A 19,510-nucleotide genomic window follows, 5' to 3' on the forward strand; every position below is an offset into this window, starting at 1 on the left:
ACGCCCTGTCGCGCGGTCGCGTCGGGCATCAGACCTCGAGCAGCTCGCTCTCCTTGTGCGCGAGGAGGGCGTCGATGGCGTCGACGTGCTTCTTGGTGAGCGCGTCGAGCTCCTTCTCCGCGCGCTGACCCTCGTCCTCGCCGACCTCGCCGTCCTTGACGGACGCGTCGATCTGGTCCTTGGCCTTGCGGCGCATGTTGCGCACGGTGACGCGCGACTCCTCGGCCTTGGTCTTGGCGAGCTTGACGTACTCGCGGCGGCGCTCCTCGGTCAGCTGCGGCAGGACGATGCGCAGGACCTGGCCGTCGTCCGACGGGTTGACGCCGAGGTCCGAGTTCCGCAGCGCGGTCTCGATCTCCTTCTTGGCGCCCGCGTCGTAAGGCGAGATGACCACGGTGCGGGCCTCGGTCACGTTGATCGACGCGAGCTGCTGCAGCGGCGTGGGGGCGCCGTAGTAGTCGACGGCGATGTTCGCGAACATCGCGCTGCTCGCCTGGCCCGTGCGGATCGACGCGAAGTTGTTCTTCGCGACCTCGATCGCGTTGTCCATGTTCTCCTCGGCCTCGAGGAGGATCATCTCAGTCACGCTTGTCTCCTAACGGTGCGGCGTCAGGCCGTCACCAGGGTTCCGATTCTCTCACCGAGCAGGGCACGAGTCACATTTCCAGGCGTGTCGAGCCCGAACACCTGCATCGGCATGCGGTTGTCCATGGCGAGCGAGAACGCCGCGGCGTCCATCACCGCGAGGCGGCGCTGGAGCGCCTCGGCGTAGGTGACGTGCTCGAGCCGCTCCGCGTCCGGGTCCTTGCGCGGGTCCGCGCTGTAGACCGCGTCGACGCCGTTCTTGCCCATGAGCACCTCGGAGCAGCGGGTCTCGAGCGCGCGCTGCAGCGACACGGTGTCCGTCGAGAAGTACGGCATGCCGGCGCCGGCGCCGAAGATGACGACGCGGCCCTTCTCCATGTGGCGGATGGCGCGCAGCGGGATGTACGACTCGGCGACCTGGCCCATGGTGATGGCGGTCTGCACGCGGGTCGCGACCCCGGCCTGCTCGAGGAAGTCCTGGAGGGCGAGCGCGTTCATCACCGTGCCGAGCATGCCCATGTAGTCGGCGCGGGCGCGCTCCATGCCGCGCTCCGACAGCTCCGCACCGCGGAAGAAGTTGCCGCCGCCGACGACGACGGCGACCTGCACGCCCTGGCGGACCGCATCCGCGATCTCCCGGGCGACCCGGCTGACCACGTCCGGGTCGAGGCCGAGCTTGCCTCCGCCGAACATCTCGCCGGAGAGCTTGAGAAGAACGCGGCGCGCCGTCTGGGGCTCCGTGCCCGAAATCAGATCGCTGGTCTCGGTCACGGGAACCTCCTGACGGCGCGCCGCGCCTTGCTCGTTTGCTATGTGTTTGTGGGGTGCTGCCGGCTAAGCCTTAGGCTCCCACACGGAAGCGGGCGAAGGAAACGACCGCGCCGCCCGCGTTCTCGACGACCTTGCCGACGGTCGTCTTGGGGTCCTTGGCGAACGCCTGCTCGACGAGCACGTTCTCCTTGAAGAAGCCGTTCATGCGGCCCTGCACGATCTTCGGCAGAGCGGCCTCCGGCTTGCCCTCACCCTTCGCGGTCTCCTCGGCCACGCGCTCCTCGTTCGCGACGATGTCCGCGGGGACGTCCTCACGCGCGAGGTACTTGGGCGAGTAGGCGGCGATGTGCATGGCGACGTCGCGCGCGACCTCGCCGGCCTTCGCGTCCGAGCCCACGAGGACGCCGACCTGGGCCGGGAGGTCCTTGTTGGTGCGGTGGAGGTACTCGGTCACGACCGGGGCCTCGACACGCGCCACGCGACGCAGCACGATCTTCTCGCCGAGCACGCCGGCGTTCTCGTCCACGACGTCCTTGACGGGCTTGCCGTCGAGGTCCGCGGCGAGCGCGGCATCGAGGTCCGCGGCACCCGCGGCGACCACGGCGCCCAGGACCTTCTCCGCGAGCGCGATGAACTTCTCGTTCTTCGCGACGAAGTCGGTCTCGGAGTTGAGCTCGAGCAGCGTGCCGACCTGGCCGCCGTCGACGTCCTGGATGGACGCGAGGACGAGGCCCTCGGAGGCCGAGCGGCCCTCACGCTTCGTCACGCCCTTGAGGCCCTTGACGCGGAGGATGTCCACAGCCTTGTCGAGGTCGCCGTCCGCCTCGTCGAGCGCCTTCTTGACGTCGAGCATGCCGGCGCCGGTGCGCTCGCGGAGCGCCTGGATGTCGGCAACGGTGTAGTTAGCCATGTGATGAGTCCTTTGACTAGTGGCTGACGAGTGGGGGTTACTTGCCCTCGGCCGGGGCCTCGGTGGCCTCAGCGGCGGGGGCAGCCTCGGCCTCGGCCTCAGCCTTGGCGGGCTCCTCGGCCTTCGCGCCGTCGAGCAGCTCCTGCTCCCACTCGGCGAGCGGCTCGGCGTCAGCCTCGGCGCCGGCACCGGCGTTGCCGCCGCCCGCACGCAGGCGCAGGCCCTCGGCGACCGCGTCCGCGATCACGCGGGTGAGCAGGCCGACGGAGCGGATCGCGTCGTCGTTGCCCGGGATGCCGTACGAGACCTGGTCGGGGTCGCAGTTCGAGTCGAGGATGCCGACGACGGGGACGCCGAGCTTCTTCGCCTCGTCGACCGCGAGGTGCTCCTTGTTGGTGTCGACGATCCACACGATCGACGGGACCTTGCCCATGTCACGGATGCCGCCGAGGGTCTTGTCGAGCTTCTCCTTCTCGCGACGGAGGTTGAGCAGCTCCTTCTTGGTGCGGCCCGAACCGGCGACGTCGTCGAAGTCGATCTCCTCGAGCTCCTTGAGGCGCGCGACGCGCTTGCTCACCGTCTGGAAGTTGGTGAGCATGCCGCCCAGCCAGCGCTCGTTGACGAAGGGCATGCCCACGCGCTTGGCCTGCTCGGCGATCTGCTCCTGCGCCTGGCGCTTGGTGCCGACGAAGAGGACGGTGCCACCGTGCTGGACGGTGTCGCGCACGAACTCGTAGGCGGCGTCGATCTTCGACAGCGACTGCTGGAGGTCGATGATGTAGATGCCGTTGCGCTCGGTGAAGATGAAGCGCTTCATCTTGGGGTTCCAGCGGCTGGTCTGGTGACCGAAGTGGACACCCGAGTCGAGCAGCTGGCGCATGGTCACGACGGCCATGGCACTTCCTTTCGCGCGCGCGCGGCGCGTGCTTGTTCTCTTGGCACCGCCTGGGGTGCCGTTTCGGTTGACGATGCGGGCCGGGCGGCTCGCATCCCTGGCGCCAACGCGGTCGGGCACCGATTGCTCGGACCTCGCCCTTCCGGCGCCTCCCGCAGGAGGCGAATGACGCGCGACGTCATCCGGGCATGCCGGATGCGGGGTCAATCGTACCGGAGCGGCGGCCTCCGCGGCGAATCGGGGCGATGTCCCCGTCACCGCGTCCCTGCCGAGGGCTCCACCGGTGCGGCGACGGGCCTCGCGCGCCGCCCTCGACGCGCGCATCGTCGCCTCATGAGACGGTACCCGACGGTCCTCACCGCGCTCGCCGTCGCCGGTGTCCTCGCCGGCGCCGCGGCGGCCTCGCCGGCTGGGGCCGCTCCCCCGGCCGCCGCTGTCGCGGGCCCGTCGCCCCCGCTCGCGTCCCCGGTCGCGCCGGTGCATGCGCGGACGTTGTTCGTCGCTCCGCCCTCGCCGTGGGCGGCCGGGCACCGCGGCATCGACCTGCTCGCCGCGCCGGGCGGCACCGTCGCGTCGCCCGCCGCGGGCGTGGTGTCCTATGCGGGCCGCGTCGTCGACCGCGGCGTGGTGTCGATCGACCACGGCGGCGGGGTGGTGTCCTCGCTCGAGCCGGTCGCGCACGCGCCGCCTGTCGGCACGCGCGTCGCGCGCGGCGAGCCTGTCGGGGAGGTGGGCGGCGAGCCGGGTCACTGCGCACCCGCGACGTGCGTGCACTGGGGCGTGCGTGTCGACGGGGCCTACGTGGACCCGCTCGACATGCTCGAGGGCTTCGGGCCGGTGGTGCTGCTCCCGCTCGGCGGGACCGGCGCCGCGTGGGGGCTCAGCTGAAGGCGCCGGTGCGGACCAGCGACTCGCGGAGCTTCTTCACGGCGGCGGAGTGGATCTGCGAGACGCGGGACTCGGTGACGCCGAGGATCTCACCGATCTGTGCGAGCGTGAGGTTCTCGTAGTAGTAGAGGCGGAGCACCTCCTGCTCGCGGTCGCGCACGCCCTGGACGGCGGCCGCGAGCAGCGCGGAGGTCTCGCGCTGCTCGAGACGCGTCGAGGCCTGCGCCATGGCGGGCGAGCCGAGCGTGGGGATCGGCTGGGTGTCCGGCTCGGCGGGCATGCCGTCGAGCGCGGCCACGTGCGACAGCGCGACCTGCGCACGGACGGTGCGGACCTCGGCGGTGGCCCAGCCGAGATGCGCGGCGACGTCCTCGTCGGAGACCTGGCCGAGGGTCTCCTGCTCGAGCTGGCGGGTCGCGTGCTCGAGCGTGCGGGCCTTGGACCGCACGGAGCGCGGCACCCAGTCGGCGGCGCGGAGCTCGTCGATGATCGCTCCGCGGATGCGGGTGGCGGCGTACGTCTCGAACTTGAAGCCGCGCGCGGGCTCGAAGCGCTCGACCGCGTCGATGAGGCCGAACATCCCGTAGGAGACGAGGTCGGCGAGCTCGACGGTGTCGGGCAGCTTCGCGATCACGCGGGTCGCGACCTGCGTGACGAGCGGGGCGTAGTGCGTGATGAGCGCGTCGCGGGCGGCGGCGCGGTCGGGTCCGCCGGCGGCGAGCAGCTCCCACCACGCGGTGACGGCGGGCGAGGCGCCGGCGACGGAGGTCGGGGCCACCGGCTCGATCTCGGAGAGCAGGCTGTTGAGCTCGGACATGGGGCGTCTCCCTCTAGGCGCGCGGATGAGCGAGGTGGTAGGCGGCGCGGAGCCGCTCGGCGGACACGTGGGTGTAGCGCTGGGTGGTGGCGAGGCTCGCGTGACCGAGGACCTCCTGGACGCTCCGCAGGTCGGAGCCGCCGGTGAGCAGGTGGGTGGCCGCGGTGTGCCGCAGCGCGTGCGGGGCGACCTCGTCGACGTCGGCGAGCCGGCACAGCTCGTGGACCGCCTCGCGGACCTGACGCTGGTCGACACGCTGGCCGCGGCGTCCGAGCAGCAGCGCGGACCCGGTGCCCTCGCTCACGAGGGCGGGGCGGCCCCGCTCGAGCCACGCCGTGGTCGCGGCGGCGGCCGGCACGCCGAACGGCACCACGCGCTCCTTGTCGCCCTTGCCGACCACGCGCACGAGGCGCTCGTCGAGGTCGAGGTGGCGCAGGTCGACCCCGGCGAGCTCTCCCACGCGCATGCCGGTCGCGTAGAGCAGCTCGACAGCGGCCCAGTCGCGCAGGTGGATGGGGTCCCCGTCGTCGGCGCGGGTGCGGGCGACGTCGAGCAGGGTCTCCACCTCGGACGTGCTCAGCACGGTCGGCAGGGTCGTGGCCGGGCGGGCGGAGGCGAGCCGCAGCGCCGGGTTCGGGACGATGCGCCCGGTGTCGGACGCCCACGCGAAGAAGGCCCGCGCGGCGGCGCCGCGGCGGGCAAGGGTGGTGCGGCTGAGGCCGTCGCCGTCCATGGCGGCCAGCCACGCGCGGAGGTCGGCCAACGCGACGGCGGCGAGGACGGCGTCGAGGGACTCCCCCCGCTCGGCCCCGAGGTGGGCGCCGAGGTTGACCAGATCGCCGAGGTAGGCGCGCACGGTGTTGCCCGAGAGGCCGCGCTCATGGCGCAGGTGCCCCTCGAAGGCTGCGAGCAGCTCGCTGGCTGCGGCATCCGTGCTGGTCATGGCGCCACCATGGCACCGTCTCACCTGTCAAATCAATACCTTGAGTCACATTTGTAACATCATCCCCACCATTCACGCATCTTTTGTTGTGGATTGTCCGATTTATCAGGCACCTTGGGCGGCATCGGCCCTGGTCCAGACCCCTGACACAGCCCGCGCGAGCCCGCGCCCGGCGAGCGCTCCGAGCGCCTCCTGCGCCTCCTTCTCGGTCAGCCCGGCGGCGATCGCGATGACGCCCAGGGGCGCGCCACGGCGCGGGATCGCGCCGAAGGCCTGGCGCTCCGCGCGGCTCCGGAAACCCTCACCGTCGCCCGGCGGGCCGTCCGGGTCCGGCGCCTCCCCCACCGGCAGCGCGAGCTCGAGCACGTCCGCGGGAGCCGCCAGCAGCTCGGCCTCGTGGTCCCGCACGAGGCGGTGGCATCCGACCGAGGCGGCGGAGGTGAGGGGACCCGGTACCGCGGCGACGGTCCGGTGCAGCGCACCCGCGTGGCGGGCGGTGCTGAGCGCGCCCGAACGATGGGCGGCCTCGACCACGACGGTGGCGCCGGCCGAGGCGATGAGGCGGTTGCGGCTGAGGAAGCGCTGCCGCTGCGGCGCGAAGCCGAGAGGCTGCTCGCTCACGACCGCCCCGGTGGCGATCACCCGGGCGAGGAGGGCGGCGTTGCCCGCGGGATAGAGGCGGTCGACGCCTCCCGCGAGGACGGCGACGGTGACGCCGCCCGCGGTGAGCGCCCCGCGATGCGCGGCTGCGTCGATCCCGTAGGCGCCGCCGCTCACCACCGCGAGGCCCGCGTCGGCGGCGACCGCTGCGATCTCGGCGGCGACGTGCTCGCCGTACGCGGTGGCGGCGCGGGACCCGACGACCGCGACCGACCGCGGCCAGCGCGCGGCGAGGTCGACGTCGCCGCGGACCCACAACGCGTGCGGGGCTCCCTCGCCGAGGTCGTCGAGCTCCCGGGGCCAGCCTGGCTCGCCGGGCACGATGATCCGCGCGCCGACGCGCGCGGCCCGCTCACGCAGCTCGTCCGGGCGCGCCGCGTCGAGCCGCGGCGTCCACCGGCCGAGCGACGCGAGGACGCGGTCGACGCGCGCCGGCTCGGCCGCGAGCGCGACCGTCGCACCCACCGGGTCGCGCGCCGCCTCGCGCACCCACGCGAGGGCCGCCTCGTGCCCCAGACGGCCCACGAGCCATCCCGCCTCCTCGTCGGCCGGCTCCGCGATCGCGCTCCACACGAGCCGGGCGTCCTCTCCGGCGGTCATGCCGCGACCCCCTGGCGCAGCGCGAGCGCCTCGGCGACGTGATCGGCTCCGGGCGATGCCACGCCTTCGAGGTCGGCAAGCGTCCATGCCAGCCGAAGCGCGCGATCGAAGCCCCGGGCCGTGAGCGCGCCGCGCTCGACGGCGCGCCACAGCCCGACGCACGCGGCGCGCGACGTCGCCTCGCGCAGCCACGTCCCCGGCACCTCGGCGCACACGCGCCAGCCGTGCGGGGCCAGCCTCTCGGCCGCCGCACCGCGCGCGGCGGCGACACGGGCCGCGACCACGGCGCTGGGCTCGCCCGGCCCGTCCGCGCGCGCGGCGGCGGCGACCGGCACCTGGATGTCGATGCGGTCGAGCAGCGGCCCCGACAGCCGTGAGAGGTACCGGCGACGCGCGATCGGTGCGCACGAGCACCCCTCCCCGGTGCCGACGAAGCGGCCGCACGGGCACGGGTTCGCGGCGAGCACCAGCTGGAAGCGGGCGGGGTAGCGCGTCGCGCCGTGCGCGCGATGGAGCACGATCTCGCCGCGCTCGAGCGGCTGGCGCAGGGTGTCGAGCACACGCGTGGGGAACTCGGGTGCCTCGTCGAGGAAGAGCACGCCCGCGTGCGCGAGGGAGACCGCCCCCGGCCGCGCGAGCCCCGCGCCGCCGCCGACGATCGCGGCCGACGACGCGGTGTGGTGCGGCGCCTCGAAGGGCGGCCGCCGCAGCAGCCCGTGCGACGCGTCGAACGTCCCCGCGAGCGAGTGCACCGCGGTGACGCGAACGGCCTCCGCATCGTCGAGATCGGGGAGGATCCCGGGCAGCCGCTCGGCGAGCATCGTCTTGCCCGCGCCCGGCGGACCGAGCATGAGCAGGTGGTGTCCGCCCGCCGCGGCCACCTCGAGCGCGGCCCTGGCCGTCTCCTGGCCGCGGACGTCGGCGAGGTCGGGCGGCTCGGTACGGGCGCGCGCCACGACCGGCGCACGCACGGCTTCGACGGACTCGGGATGCGCGTCGGCTCCGAGGGCGCGCAGCACCGTCGCGAGAGCGGCGGCGCCGTCGACGCGCGCGCCGGCCACGAGCGCCGCCTCGGCCGCGTTGCCCGCGGGCACCACGACGTGCACCGCGCCGGCCTCGACGGCCGCGGCGACGGCGGGAAGGACGCCGCGGACGGGACGGACCCGGCCGTCGAGCCCCAGCTCGCCCACGAGCACGAGGTCCCGCGCCCGCTCCGCGTCGACGGTCCGCGCCGCCGCGAGCACCGCGACGGCGATCGCGAGGTCCGTGGCGGGGCCGGACTTCGGCAGCGACGCGGGTGACAGGTTGACGGTGATCCGGTGCCGCGGCCACTCGACCCCCGACGAGGCCACCGCGGCACGCACCCGGTCCTTCGCCTCGGCGAGGGATGCGTCGGGCAGCCCGACGATGGTGAAGGCCGGGAGCCCGCGCGCCACATGCGCCTCGACGTCGATGACGTGGCCTGCGAGACCCGTCAGCACGACCGAGCGGCACCGCCCGATCACCCGATGCCCCGCAGGTGCTCGAGCACCGCCGGGCCCGAGCGAGGCAACGTCACCGCGACCACGTCGATGCGGGCACCGGCCCACACGACCGGCTGAGCGGCGAGCCACTCCCCCGCGAGCCGGCGCAGCCGGCGCACCTTCGCCGCCGTGACGGCCGCGAGCGCCCCGCCGAACGCGTCGGAGCGGCGCGTCTTCACCTCGACGAAGACGACCTCGGCACCGTCGCGCGCGACGATGTCGACCTCCCCGAGCCCGCAGCGCCAGTTGCGCGCGAGCAGCTCCCACCCGTCCTCGACCAGCCGGCGCGCCGCGAGCTCCTCGCCGTACCGGCCCACCTCGTCCTTGACCGCCATCGCCCCACCTCCGCGTCCACGGTGGACGATGCGCACGCCCGCCGTCACGAGGGGTCGGGATCGGTGGATGACGTGCACGGCAGCGCGTGCCGTGCGCATCGGTGGGAGGCGGAGCCCACGCCGATGAGCACGCGGGGCCGGGGCGGTTCGCTCCACCCCGACCCCGCGTCCGCGCCGCCCCGACCGGCGAGGCGGAGGCGCTCCCTACGCCGGCACGTCCGACACGTGCTCCTCGAGCCCGACGAAGACCGATGCCGCCAGGCCGTCGTCGGCCGGTCCGGACATCTGCAGGCAGAAGAGGTACGGACCGTACGCGTAGAGGTAGGTGGTCAGGGGCTCGTCCAGCTCGTCCTCGCCGAGCCCGGGCAGCACCTGGCTGTCGAGGGTGCGGTCGATCCGCACCGCCTCGCCCGCCAGCTGCTCCGTCGGCAGGACCGTCGCCGAGGTCCCCGACCACCGGGTCACGATCTGCCCGCCGTCCCCCGTGTCGTGCGTCTCCACGTACGCGTCGCAGGCTCCGGCCGCATCGAGCGCACCCTGCACCATCTGCACCGGCAGCTCCGACGTCCCGAACCCGCGCGTGATGAGCTCGGCCGCGCTGCTCTCGGGATCCTCCCAGACCCCTTCGATGTCGAGGCCTTCCGGGAGCACCCACCCGTGCTCGATCCGGATGTCGTCGGCGAAGGCGTCCGCGTCGTCCTCGGTCGAGAGCGTGGATGCGAGGTACAGCGGGAAGCAGTCCGTCGGGTCGAAGTCGTCCTCGACGTTGCCGAGCGCCAGGCTCCCGACCGACATCTCCAGCGCGCTCGTCCCCTCCCCGTTCGGCGGTTCGAGCCAGTACCCGTCGACATCGAGCTCGAAGCTCGCCAGGTCCGCGTCTCCGTCGATCGACCCGTCGTCCGCGGCCTGCCAAGCCTCGGACGACGGTGCCGCATCGTCGTCCGGTGATGCCGAGCAACCGGCGAGGACGGTCGCCGCGATCGCCACGAGCATCGCGCTCCCACGTGCCGAGATCATCATGATGCCTTCCCTCCCCCGAGCCGCCACCGGTGCGGCGGTCCCACGATCGACACACCCGAGGCGCCGTACGGGTTGCATGAGACCTCAGCCGAGGTCGCGCACGTACGACACGAATTGCTCGAGCACCTCGGGTCCGACGTCGGGTGCGCCTGGCGGCACCACCACGCTGACGGCGGCATCGGACGCCGCGACAAGGTAGACCTCGTAGGTGCCGCCCGCTGCCAGCGCGACCGTCGCGTGCGCCGCGGGTGCCTCCGATCCCGAGACGGGAACGGCGGCCACCCTCACCGCGGACGCCTCCGAGGCGGTCCCGAACAGCCCCGCATCGGACCGCACCCCCGAGCCGCACGCCGTGGCGAGCGAGGCGAAGCCGTCCACGAATCCGCCCGCCTCGTCCGCCGCGCCGAAGCCTCGCACCGTGACGATGGCGCCCGTGACGGCACCCGGCTCGGTCAGCGAGCCCACCGCGATCACGGGGTCACGGGATCCGGACCAGACATCGGCCGGTCGCGTGAGCGCCGCGTACTCGTCCAGCGAGGCGCACCCCACCCGCTGGCCCGCCGGCTCCGCATCGGACCGGCCCGCCTCGACCGCGGCCCCATCGGGCGCGAAGGTCAGGGGCGGCGCCTCCGGCGCGAAGCCCCGCAGCGCCTCGACGGTGGTCGCCACCATCCGATCGGGACCGGGATCGTCGGCCACGAGCAGGCCCACGACGACGACGCCCGCGACCGCCGTGACCGCCGCCGCGGTGCGGGCGGCGAGGCGCGCGGCGCGGCGTGGCGCGATCGCCCGGCGGTACAGGCGCAGGTCCGGCGAGGCGTGACCGGCGTCGAAGGTCTGCGCCTCGAACTCGACGAGCGCGTGGATGCCCTCGCTCACATCGGGCCTCATCGCGTCCTCCGTTCCGGCGACGTCACTCGCGCGCTCATGGTCTCGACCTCCAGGTCGGCGTCATCGACCTCGAGGATCCCTCGCAGGCGACGGGTGGCGTTGAACAGGTAGCGCTTGACGGTGCCGACGCCGATCTGCAGCTCCGCCGCGATCTCGGCGAGCGCGAGCCCGTCGTAGAAGCGGAGCAGCACGCAGGCGCGCTCCTGCGGGCGCAGCTCCGCGAGCGCCGCCCTGAGATCCGCCTGCTCGACCACGCCGACGTCGGCGGCGGCCGCGGGCGCGGCGACGAGCAGGTGGCGTTTGCGCCGGAGCACGGCGTCGTGACGCCGACCGTTGAGGTACTGCGTGCGGATGGTCCGCTTGACGTAGCCCTCGGCGTGCGCGACGTCCTTGAGGCCGGTCGCGCGGGAGAAGGTGCGGATGATCGCGTCGTGCACGAGGTCCTCGGCAGCCGCGCGGTCGGCGCACAGCACGAAGGCGTAGCCCACGAGCGTGCTGCGCCTCTCGACCACCAGCCGCTCGAGCACGCCCTCCCATGCAGTCACGCGTCTCCCCCGTCCCCGGGACCCCGCCCCGGCCTCCTGCCCCTTCCGTCCCCATCACACCAGGCGGGGCGCGAAGGTTGCACGGCGGCGGGTGCGCGAGGCGCGCGCCGCATCGTCCCCGGGTACGACGAAGGGCGGGGAGGATCGCTCCTCCCCGCCCTTCCGGGACGAACCTCGCGCTAGACGACCGCGGGCTCGCGGCGATCGGCGTCGCGGTCGGCGCCGGCGTCCGCCTGCGCGTCGCCCTCCTCGACGGGGACACCCTCGACATCGAGCGCCTCGGGGACCGCGTCACGCTCGAGGGTGGTGCGCAGCGGCACCTCCGTGACGAACATCAGCAGCACGAGCGCCAGCAGCGCGAGCGGCACGATGTAGAGGAACACCGGCGTGAGCGCGTCGTTGTACGAGCCCACGATGATGTCCTGCGCCTGCTGCGGGAGCTCCGTGACGGACTCGGGCGTGAGCGAGTTGGCGTCGCCCAGGGAGGACACGCCGCCCGGCACGCGCTCGGTCAGCAGCGCGATGAGGTTGTTGGTGAAGATCGAGCCCACGACCGCGGCGCCGAGCGAGGCGCCGATCTGGCGGAAGTAGTTGTTCGCGGCGGTGGCCGTGCCGACCATCGACAGCGGGAACGTGTTCTGCACGATCAGCACGAGCACCTGCATCTGGAGGCCGAGGCCCATGCCGAAGATCGCGAGGTACGTGCAGGTGACCCAGAGGGGCTGCGTGGCGCTCATGGTCGACAGCAGGAACATCGCGACCGCGATGATGACCGCGCCGACGATCGGGTAGACCTTGTAGCGGCCGGTGCGCGAGACCGTGCGGCCCACGATGATCGACGTGGGCAGCATCGCGCCCATCATCGGGATCATCAGCAGGCCCGCGGTGGTCGCGTCGACCTGGGCCACCATCTGCAGGTAGGTGGGCATGTAGGCCAGGGTGCCGAACATCGCGATGCCCATGAGCAGGCCGGCCGCGGTGGTGAGGTTGAAGTTGCGGTGCTTGAACATCTCGAGCGGCATGATCGGCTCGGCGGCGCGACGCTCGACCAGGACGAAGGCGACGCCCGCGACCACGGTGAGGGCGACGAGACCGAGGATGACCGGCGAGCTCCACGCGTACTGGCCGCCGCCCCACGAGGTGAACAGGACGAGCGAGGCGGACGCGACCGCGATGAGGGCCATGCCGGCCACGTCGAGGCGCGGCTTGGCGCGGTCGCGCGGCGCGGGGTGGAGGAAGATCGCGACCGACGCCATGGCGATCAGGCCCAGCGGCACGTTGATCCACATGCACCACTGCCAGCCGATCGACTCGGTGAACCAGCCGCCGAGCAGCGGGCCGACGACCGAGGCGAGCGCGAACACGCCGCCCATGAGGCCCATGTACTTGCCGCGCTCGCGCGCCGGGACGATGTCCGCGATGACGGCCTGCGACAGGATCATCAGCCCGCCGCCGCCCAGGCCCTGGATCGCGCGGCCGACGATGAGCTCGGTCATGCCGCCCGACAGCGCACCCACGACGGAGCCGACCATGAACAGGCCGATCGCGATCATGAACAGCGACTTGCGGCCGATGAGGTCGCCCAGCTTGCCGTAGACCGGCATCATGATCGTCGCCGCGAGGATGTAGGCGGTGGTGACCCACAGCATGTGGTCGACGCCGTCGAGCTCGCCGACGATGGTCGGCAGCGCGGTGGAGAAGATGGTCTGGTCGAGGGCCGACAGCAGCATGGCCGTCATGAGCCCCACGAAGACCAGCAGGATGCCCCTGCGGTCGGTGGCGGGCGCCTCGGCAGCGCGCGCCGGTGTGGTGGTGGTCATGGTCTCTCTTTCGAACGGGGACGGACGCGGGTCGCGCGTCAAGGTGAGACGATGCGCCGGATGCGCGCGATCGCCGCGTGGATGTAGGTCTCGACCTCCGCCTCCTCGCCGGACCGCTCGATCCACAGCCGGCTGATGACGGGGAAGGCGCCGAAGGCGACGCTCATGACGAGCTGGGCCTCGTCGCGCGCCTCGGTCTCGGGCATGTCGGGGTGCTGCGACGCGAGGCGGCGGCGCACGAGCTCGGCGGTGGCCTGGCGCTTGCCGGCCATCCGCGCCACCTGCACGGCCTGAAGCGAGGGCTCCTTGGCGTACAGCTCGCGGCGCATGGTGAACACGTCGCGGTCGGGCTCCGTGGCGAAGAAGCCGCGGGCGATGAGCAGCATGAGGTCCTCGACGAGCGGGCCGCGCGCCTGCACGAACTCGTCGACGAAGGCCTCGTCGGGCACCGACGGCTCGGGGCCGATGAGCGCCCCCTCCTTGGTGCCGAAGTAGTTGAAGTAGGTCCGGGGCGAGATGTCGCTCGCCTCGCAGATCATGTCCACCGTCACGTTGTCGACGCCGAGCTCGAGGGCGAGCGTGAGCGCGGCGCGCTCGACGCGGCGGGTGCGGCGGAGGCGGTTGCGCTCACGGAGTCCGAGGACGGGGGCGGCGGTGGGCATGCTCACATTCTTGCAGTCTCTGCACTTTTGCGTCAAGTGCAGATTTGCGCGGACTGCAGGCAGGCCTGCGGGTGACGCACGGGCACCCCTCCCTCCCCCTCCCGAACCGGCGCATGAGACCAGGCTCGCGCGCATCGTCCCTGGTCCTGGTGAGGACGATGCGCGAGGTACGCCGGCTGCTGGGGGGGGGGGACGCCGGCGGTGCAGCGGGCCGCGGACACGGCCCCGGAACGCACGAGGCCCCCGGCTGTCACCGGGGGCCTCGTGGACGGGTGCGGCTCAGCGGCCGCGGATCTGACGGATGTCGGGGAGGTCGTCGTCGCGCGCGAGCTCCTCGATGTTGACGTCCTTGAACGTCACGACGCGCACGTTCTTCACGAGGCGCGCGCTGCGGTAGACGTCCCAGACCCAGGCGTCGGCCATGGTCACCTCGAAGTAGATGTCACCGCCGGACGCCTTGACCTGGAGGTCCACCTTGTTGCACAGGTAGAACCGACGCTCGGTCTCCACGACGTACTGGAACAGTCCCACCACGTCGCGGTACTCGCGGTAGAGCGCGAGCTCGGCTTCGGTCTCGTAGTTCTCGAGGTCTTCGTGGCTCACCCGTCAAGGATGCCCGCAAACCCCCCGGCTTGGCGAATGCCGCGCCGGGTCACGAGGCGCGGAACGGCAGCTTCCAGGAGACCCGGTGCAGGGGCGACGGGCCGTGGGTGCGCAGCGCCTCCAGATGCGAGGCGGCGCCGTAGCCCTTGTTGGAGTCCCAGCCGTACTCGGGGTGATCCTCGTGGGCGGCCGCCATCAGCGCGTCGCGCTCCACCTTGGCCAGCACGGAGGCGGCGGCGATCGAGGCGCACGCGCGGTCGCCCTTGACGATCATCGTGACCGGAGGCGCCTCCCACTCGTCCGCATGGTCGGAGAAGAGGTCCGCGGGCGGCGGCGTGAGCCAGTCGTGGGTGCCGTCGAGCAGGACGGCGTCGACCGCCACGGGGATCGCGTCGAGCGCGCGACGCGCGGCGAGGCGGAGGGCGGCGACGATGCCGACCTCGTCGATCTCGGCGGACGAGGCGTGGCCCACGGCCCGGGCGACGCCGAAGGATGCGAGCGGCTCGAGCATCGCCTCGCGGCGGGCCGCGCTCAGCAGCTTGGAGTCGGTGAGGCCGTCGGGCCAGGAGTCGCAGCGGGTGACGACGGAGACGCCGACGCTCACGGTACCGGCGAGCGCGCCGCGGCCCGCCTCGTCGATGCCGGCGACGGCGTCGAAGCCGGCGTCCCACAGGGCGGCCTCGTGGAGGAGCGAGACCGTCACGTCACTCCTGGGCGGCCTGGTCGTCGAACGGGTTGCCGACGCCGCCGAAGCGGTCGAACGGCCACACGACGGCGAACGTGGTGCCCACGACGTTGTCGACGGGGACGGTGCCGCCGCCGGGGTCGCCCATGTGGGCGCGGGAGTCCGCGGAGTCGTCGCGGTTGTCGCCCATGACCCACAGGTAGCCCGCGGGGACCTCGACGCGGAAGGTGGTGCCGCACGGGCGGGAGCCCTCGGCGATGTAGTCCTCGTCGAGCGCGTCGCCGTTGACGGTGACCTGGCCGTCCGGGTCGGTGCACTCGACGATGTCGCCGGGCAGCCCGATCACGCGCTTGACGAGGTGCTCGCCCGCGTCCTCCGGCAGCAGGCCCGTCCACGTGAGGACGTCCTTGACGACGAGCGTGAGCCCGCTGTCCTCCTCACCCGCGTGGCCGAGCCAGTTCGCGGGGTCCTTGAACACCACGACGTCGCCGCGCCGCAGCGGCAGCGGGTCCGGGCGCCACTTGGTGACGAGGATGCGGTCGCCCTCGACGAGCGTGGGCTCCATCGAGGGCGAGGGGATGTAGAACGACTGGAAGAAGAAGGTCTTGATGACCAGCGAGAGCAGCAGCGCGCTCACGATGACGAGGACGAGCTCCTTCACCCAGCCCCATGCACGACGGCCGGCGGACGGTCTCCCGTCCGCCGGCACGTCAGCACTGGTCGCGATGACTAGTTCTCGCGCTTCTCGCGGATGCGAGCAGCCTTGCCGCGAAGGCCGCGCAGGTAGTACAGCTTCGCGCGGCGCACGTCGCCGCGGCGGTCCAGCTCGATCTTCTCGATCGTGGGGGCGTGCACCGGGAAGGTGCGCTCGACGCCCACGCCGAACGAGATCTTGCGGACGGTGAAGGTCTCGCCGACGCCCTGGCCCTGGCGGCCGATGACGACGCCCTGGAAGACCTGGATACGCGAGCGGTTGCCCTCGATGACCTTGACGTGGACCTTCACGGTGTCGCCGGCGCGGAACGCCGGGACGTCGTCGCGGAGCTGGTCCGCAACCACATGGTCAAGCTTCTGCATGACTTTCTCTCCTCGCACATGCCACAGGTCACGCACGGTATCCGCCTGATGGCGATCGGTGTGTTCAGCTGCGTCACGGATGCCGCCGGACCCCCTGTGGCAGGTCACGGCGCCGCGCGCACCGAGGGACTATTCTGCCACACCGTGCCCGGACGATGCGAGGGCTGGGCGGTCCCGGCGCGTCACGCCTCCGGCGGGAGCAGGTCGGGACGACGCTCGCGGGTGCGGGCGAGCTGCTGCTCGTGGCGCCACTCGGCCACGCGCGCGTGGTGGCCGCTGAGCAGCACCTCCGGCACGTCGAGCCCGCGCCACGACTGCGGACGCGTGTACGACGGGTACTCGAGCAGCCCGTCGGAGTGGGACTCCTCGACGATCGACTGGGCGTTGCCCATGAAGCCGGGGATGAGCCGCGTGACGGCCTCGATCATCGCGTAGGCGGCGACCTCTCCCCCGTTGAGGACGTAGTCGCCGAGGCTCACCTCGAGCACGCGGTAGCCGGCGTCGGCGTAGTGCTGGGCGACGCGCGCGTCGATGCCCTCGTAGCGACCGCACGCGAACACGAGCTGCGGCGCGGTCGACAGGTCCTGCGCGAGCGCCTGCGTGAACGGCACGCCCGCGGGGCTGGGCACGACGAGGACGCCCGTGGGGCGTAGCACGTCGTCGAGCGCCTTGCCCCACACGTCGGGCTTCATCACCATGCCGGCGCCGCCGCCGAACGGCGCATCGTCCACCGTGCGGTGCACGTCCGGGGTGCCGTCGGCCTTGAAGGCCGCGTAGTCGCGGAGGTCGTGGACGTGGGTCTCGACGAGCTCGGCCTGGCGCGCCTTGCCCAGCAGCGACACGTCGAGCACCCGGAAGAACTCCGGGAAGATCGTGACGACGTCGATGCGCATCCTCATGCGGACGTCTCCCCGGTCACCTCGGGCTCCTCGCCGGCGAGCAGCCCGTACGGGGGCGTGAGCACCACGCGGCCGCCCTCGACGTCGACCTCGGGCACGAACTCCTCGACGAACGGGATCATCGCGCGGTGGCCGCCCGGCTGCTTCACCACGAGCAGGTCCTGCGCGGGCATCGTCACGAGGTCGACGACCTCGCCGATCGTCCCGCCGTCGGGAGACACCGCGGCCAGGCCCACGAGCTGGTGGACGAACCACGCCTCGTCCTCGTCGGACTCGGCGCCGTCGATGGTGAGCTCGATGCCGCGCGCGGACTCGGCGGCGTCGCGGTCGCGGATCTCTGCGAACTGGACGTACCAGCGGCCGGCCTGCACGCGCACGCGGTCGACGGTGAGCGGGCCGGCGGAGGCGGGCTCGGTGTCGAACACCTCGCCGGGCACCAGCCGGTCCTCGGGGATGTCGGTGCGCAGCTCGACCGACACCTCCCCCTTGAGCCCGTGGGCGCGGCCGATGCGGGCGACGGTCAATCTCATGACACCAGGGTACTTTCCGGCGCGGGAGCCGCCGCGCGCGCTAGCGTGGTCCCGTCATCCACCTGGGGAGAGGCCATGGCAGAAGCCGCGGGACGCCCGCCGGGCGTCACCTTCGTCGTGATCCTCACGTGGGTCGCGGCCATCGGCGACCTCGTCACGGGCGCGGCGCTCGTGTGGCTGAGCCTCAACATGGGCGGCGTCGACATCGCGCTCACGGCGAGCGAGCTGCGCGCGTACGCGTTCGTGCTGCTCGCGGTCGGCCTCCTCACGTCCGCCTTCGCGCTCGGCGTGTCCGCGGGCTCGCAGCTGTCCCGCATCGCGGTGATGATCATCATGGCGGCGCGCATCGCGGGCGGGGTCTACGCCTGGAGCGTCCTGGGCGACCTGGTGAAGTGGCAGGCACTCGGCCAGATCGCGGGCTCGCTGCTCATCGTCCTGGCGCTGTCCACGCCTCGCGCGTTCGCCTATTTCCGAGCATCCTGAGAGGGAGCGCGCCGCGCGCATCGACCGAGGAGGGTCCCATGGCCAGCGAACGTCGTCCCGCTTCCGTCACGCTGGTCTCGGCATTGACCTGGATCGCCGCGGCGCTCGACCTCGTCGTGGGCGCGCTGATGATCTGGCTGTACTACAACCCGGACGACCTCAGCACGAGCATCAACGCGGACAACCTGCTCTGGTACGGGCTCACCACGCTCGTGGTCGGCGTGTTCACGGCCGCCGTCGCCGCCGGGCTCGCGATGGGCTCGCAGGGCGCGCGCGTGCTCGTCATCATCGTGATGGTGCTGCGCATCGCCGGGGCGGCGTACGGCCTCGGCAAGGTGGGCGGCGAGGTCGCCTGGCAGGCCGCCATCGAGATCGTCATCGCCCTCGCGGTCATCGGGCTGCTGTCGACGAGGCGGGCCTCCGCCTGGTTCCGCGGCACGCGGGTCTGAGCCCGCGCGTCGTCCCACCGGCACCCGGACACGCAGCAGGCCCCCTCCCTCCGAGCGGAGGAAGGGGGCCTGCCGTGCGTCGAGCCTGAGGCTAGGCGACGTCCACGATGTTGACGCGGACGTCGTCACGCGCGATGGCCTCGACGACCGTGCGGATCGCCGTCGCGGTACGACCGCGGCGACCGATGACCCGCGGGAGGTCGTCGGGGTGCACCACCACGTTGAGGGTGGTGCCGCGACGCCCGGAGCGCTCGGTCACACGGACGTCGTCCGGGTTGCGGACGATGCTGCGGACCAGGAACTCGAGAGCGTCGACGACCATCGTCAGTTCTCCTCGGCGGGGGCCTCGGCGGCCTCGTCGGCGGACTCGGCGTCGGCGGCGGCAGCGGCAGCCTCCTCGGCCTTGGCGGCCTCCTTGGCGGCGGCCGCGTCGGCCTTCGCCTTCTCGGCGGCGTCGGCCTGCGCCTTGATGGCGTCGGCGGCGTCGGTCTTGGCCGAGGCACCCTTGACGGTGCTCACGCCCTTCTCACCCTTGAAGGTGGCCCAGTCACCGGTCAGCTTGAGCAGCGCGGCGACCTGCTCCGAGGGCTGCGCGCCCACCGAGAGCCAGTACTGCGCGCGCTCCGAGTCGATCTCGATGACCGAGGGCTCCTCGGTGGGGTGGTACTTGCCGATCTCCTCGATGGCACGGCCGTCGCGCTTGGTGCGCGAGTCCATGACGACGACGCGGTAGAACGGGGCGCGCTTCTTGCCGAAGCGCTTGAGGCGGATCTTGACAGCCATGGCTGTTCTCCTTCTGAATTCGGTGTGAGCCGGATCGCCGCCCCCGGGGAATCACGGGAGCCTCGACCTGGCAAGACGAATCGGCGTGCACGGGTAGAGGGCCGTGCGCGCCAGCGCCCTATTGTGCCAGATGGGA

The 19,510-nt window shown here is 72.6% G+C and carries 25 protein-coding genes; 3 read left to right on the forward strand and 22 right to left on the reverse strand.

Features of this window, described 5'->3' with window-relative positions; all coding sequences use genetic code 11:
- Positions 1 to 28 precede the first annotated feature (28 nt).
- The 4 genes from frr to rpsB form a co-directional block, all read right to left on the reverse strand.
- Positions 29 to 577, reverse strand: coding sequence for a ribosome recycling factor (gene frr, locus QQX09_RS07480; protein ID WP_436969060.1), 549 nt, complete (start codon positions 575 to 577; stop codon positions 29 to 31).
- Positions 578 to 609: 32 nt separating this feature from the next.
- Entirely contained in the window at positions 610 to 1,356 is a 747-nt protein-coding gene (pyrH, locus tag QQX09_RS07485) for a UMP kinase (protein ID WP_301133002.1), read from the reverse strand.
- 70 nt (positions 1,357 to 1,426) lie between these two features.
- Positions 1,427 to 2,266: a translation elongation factor Ts gene (tsf, locus tag QQX09_RS07490; protein WP_301133005.1), complete on the reverse strand. Its 840-nt coding sequence runs from the start codon at positions 2,264 to 2,266 to the stop codon at positions 1,427 to 1,429.
- A 37-nt stretch (positions 2,267 to 2,303) separates the two neighbouring features.
- Complete coding sequence (rpsB, locus tag QQX09_RS07495; RefSeq protein ID WP_301133007.1) at positions 2,304 to 3,161, reverse strand: 30S ribosomal protein S2; 858 nt, start codon at positions 3,159 to 3,161, stop codon at positions 2,304 to 2,306.
- A 333-nt stretch (positions 3,162 to 3,494) separates the two neighbouring features.
- On the opposite strand from rpsB, the gene QQX09_RS07500 reads away from it, so the two are divergent.
- On the forward strand, positions 3,495 to 4,049 hold the full coding sequence (locus tag QQX09_RS07500) for a murein hydrolase activator EnvC family protein (RefSeq protein ID WP_301133010.1): 555 nt from the start codon (positions 3,495 to 3,497) through the stop codon (positions 4,047 to 4,049).
- On the opposite strand, the gene QQX09_RS07505 is transcribed toward QQX09_RS07500, so the two are convergent.
- The 16 genes from QQX09_RS07505 to rimM all read right to left on the reverse strand — a co-directional run bounded on the left by QQX09_RS07505 (position 4,042) and on the right by rimM (position 17,659).
- Complete coding sequence (locus tag QQX09_RS07505) at positions 4,042 to 4,866, reverse strand: FliA/WhiG family RNA polymerase sigma factor (RefSeq protein ID WP_301133012.1); 825 nt, start codon at positions 4,864 to 4,866, stop codon at positions 4,042 to 4,044. The genes QQX09_RS07500 and QQX09_RS07505 overlap by 8 nt on opposite strands.
- Before the next feature lie 13 nt (positions 4,867 to 4,879).
- Positions 4,880 to 5,809: a tyrosine-type recombinase/integrase gene (locus tag QQX09_RS07510; protein WP_301133015.1), complete on the reverse strand. Its 930-nt coding sequence runs from the start codon at positions 5,807 to 5,809 to the stop codon at positions 4,880 to 4,882.
- A gap of 105 nt (positions 5,810 to 5,914) precedes the next feature.
- Positions 5,915 to 7,069, reverse strand: coding sequence for a DNA-processing protein DprA (gene dprA / locus QQX09_RS07515; protein WP_301133017.1), 1,155 nt, complete (start codon positions 7,067 to 7,069; stop codon positions 5,915 to 5,917).
- Positions 7,066 to 8,550, reverse strand: a complete 1,485-nt coding sequence (locus QQX09_RS07520) for a YifB family Mg chelatase-like AAA ATPase (RefSeq protein WP_301133019.1) — start codon at positions 8,548 to 8,550, stop codon at positions 7,066 to 7,068. Before QQX09_RS07520 ends, dprA begins: the two co-directional genes overlap by 4 nt.
- Before the next feature lie 20 nt (positions 8,551 to 8,570).
- Positions 8,571 to 8,927, reverse strand: a complete 357-nt coding sequence (locus QQX09_RS07525) for a YraN family protein (RefSeq protein WP_301133022.1) — start codon at positions 8,925 to 8,927, stop codon at positions 8,571 to 8,573.
- 204 nt (positions 8,928 to 9,131) lie between these two features.
- Positions 9,132 to 9,947 (reverse strand): hypothetical protein, encoded by an 816-nt coding sequence (locus QQX09_RS07530; protein ID WP_301133025.1) that lies wholly within the window; start codon positions 9,945 to 9,947, stop codon positions 9,132 to 9,134.
- Positions 9,948 to 10,031: 84 nt separating this feature from the next.
- Positions 10,032 to 10,838, reverse strand: coding sequence for a hypothetical protein (locus QQX09_RS07535; RefSeq protein ID WP_301133028.1), 807 nt, complete (start codon positions 10,836 to 10,838; stop codon positions 10,032 to 10,034).
- Positions 10,835 to 11,383, reverse strand: coding sequence for an RNA polymerase sigma factor (locus QQX09_RS07540; protein WP_301133030.1), 549 nt, complete (start codon positions 11,381 to 11,383; stop codon positions 10,835 to 10,837). Before QQX09_RS07540 ends, QQX09_RS07535 begins: the two co-directional genes overlap by 4 nt.
- A gap of 179 nt (positions 11,384 to 11,562) precedes the next feature.
- On the reverse strand, positions 11,563 to 13,203 hold the full coding sequence (locus QQX09_RS07545; RefSeq protein WP_301133032.1) for an MDR family MFS transporter: 1,641 nt from the start codon (positions 13,201 to 13,203) through the stop codon (positions 11,563 to 11,565).
- 38 nt (positions 13,204 to 13,241) lie between these two features.
- Positions 13,242 to 13,865, reverse strand: a complete 624-nt coding sequence (locus QQX09_RS07550; RefSeq protein ID WP_301133034.1) for a TetR/AcrR family transcriptional regulator — start codon at positions 13,863 to 13,865, stop codon at positions 13,242 to 13,244.
- A 279-nt stretch (positions 13,866 to 14,144) separates the two neighbouring features.
- The gene (locus QQX09_RS07555) at positions 14,145 to 14,468 is read right to left on the reverse strand and encodes a DUF2469 domain-containing protein (protein WP_062297270.1); all 324 of its coding nucleotides are present in this window, start codon (positions 14,466 to 14,468) and stop codon (positions 14,145 to 14,147) included.
- A gap of 49 nt (positions 14,469 to 14,517) precedes the next feature.
- Positions 14,518 to 15,171: a ribonuclease HII gene (gene rnhB / locus QQX09_RS07560; RefSeq protein WP_301133039.1), complete on the reverse strand. Its 654-nt coding sequence runs from the start codon at positions 15,169 to 15,171 to the stop codon at positions 14,518 to 14,520.
- 1 nt (position 15,172) lies between these two features.
- Positions 15,173 to 15,814, reverse strand: coding sequence for a signal peptidase I (lepB, locus tag QQX09_RS07565; RefSeq protein WP_301133041.1), 642 nt, complete (start codon positions 15,812 to 15,814; stop codon positions 15,173 to 15,175).
- Between the two features lie 68 nt (positions 15,815 to 15,882).
- Complete coding sequence (gene rplS / locus QQX09_RS07570; protein WP_301133044.1) at positions 15,883 to 16,230, reverse strand: 50S ribosomal protein L19; 348 nt, start codon at positions 16,228 to 16,230, stop codon at positions 15,883 to 15,885.
- Between the two features lie 182 nt (positions 16,231 to 16,412).
- Entirely contained in the window at positions 16,413 to 17,123 is a 711-nt protein-coding gene (gene trmD / locus QQX09_RS07575) for a tRNA (guanosine(37)-N1)-methyltransferase TrmD (RefSeq protein ID WP_301133473.1), read from the reverse strand.
- Positions 17,124 to 17,125: 2 nt separating this feature from the next.
- Positions 17,126 to 17,659: a ribosome maturation factor RimM gene (gene rimM, locus QQX09_RS07580; protein ID WP_301133046.1), complete on the reverse strand. Its 534-nt coding sequence runs from the start codon at positions 17,657 to 17,659 to the stop codon at positions 17,126 to 17,128.
- A 75-nt stretch (positions 17,660 to 17,734) separates the two neighbouring features.
- On the opposite strand from rimM, the gene QQX09_RS07585 reads away from it, so the two are divergent.
- Positions 17,735 to 18,142 carry a hypothetical protein gene (locus tag QQX09_RS07585; protein ID WP_301133048.1) on the forward strand — a complete coding sequence of 136 codons (408 nt, stop codon included), beginning with the start codon at positions 17,735 to 17,737 and terminating at the stop codon, positions 18,140 to 18,142.
- A 38-nt stretch (positions 18,143 to 18,180) separates the two neighbouring features.
- Complete coding sequence (locus tag QQX09_RS07590; RefSeq protein WP_301133050.1) at positions 18,181 to 18,591, forward strand: hypothetical protein; 411 nt, start codon at positions 18,181 to 18,183, stop codon at positions 18,589 to 18,591.
- A 91-nt stretch (positions 18,592 to 18,682) separates the two neighbouring features.
- Here the strand turns inward: QQX09_RS07590 and QQX09_RS07595 are convergent, their stop codons facing one another.
- Both QQX09_RS07595 and rpsP read right to left on the reverse strand, forming a co-directional pair.
- Positions 18,683 to 18,913: a KH domain-containing protein gene (locus tag QQX09_RS07595; protein WP_062287270.1), complete on the reverse strand. Its 231-nt coding sequence runs from the start codon at positions 18,911 to 18,913 to the stop codon at positions 18,683 to 18,685.
- A 2-nt stretch (positions 18,914 to 18,915) separates the two neighbouring features.
- Positions 18,916 to 19,374 carry a 30S ribosomal protein S16 gene (rpsP, locus tag QQX09_RS07600; protein WP_301133054.1) on the reverse strand — a complete coding sequence of 153 codons (459 nt, stop codon included), beginning with the start codon at positions 19,372 to 19,374 and terminating at the stop codon, positions 18,916 to 18,918.
- Between the last annotated feature and the right edge of the window lie 136 nt (positions 19,375 to 19,510).

Origin of the sequence: Demequina litoralis (assembly GCF_030418455.1) — a bacterium.
Lineage (GTDB): Bacteria > Actinomycetota > Actinomycetes > Actinomycetales > Demequinaceae > Demequina > Demequina litoralis.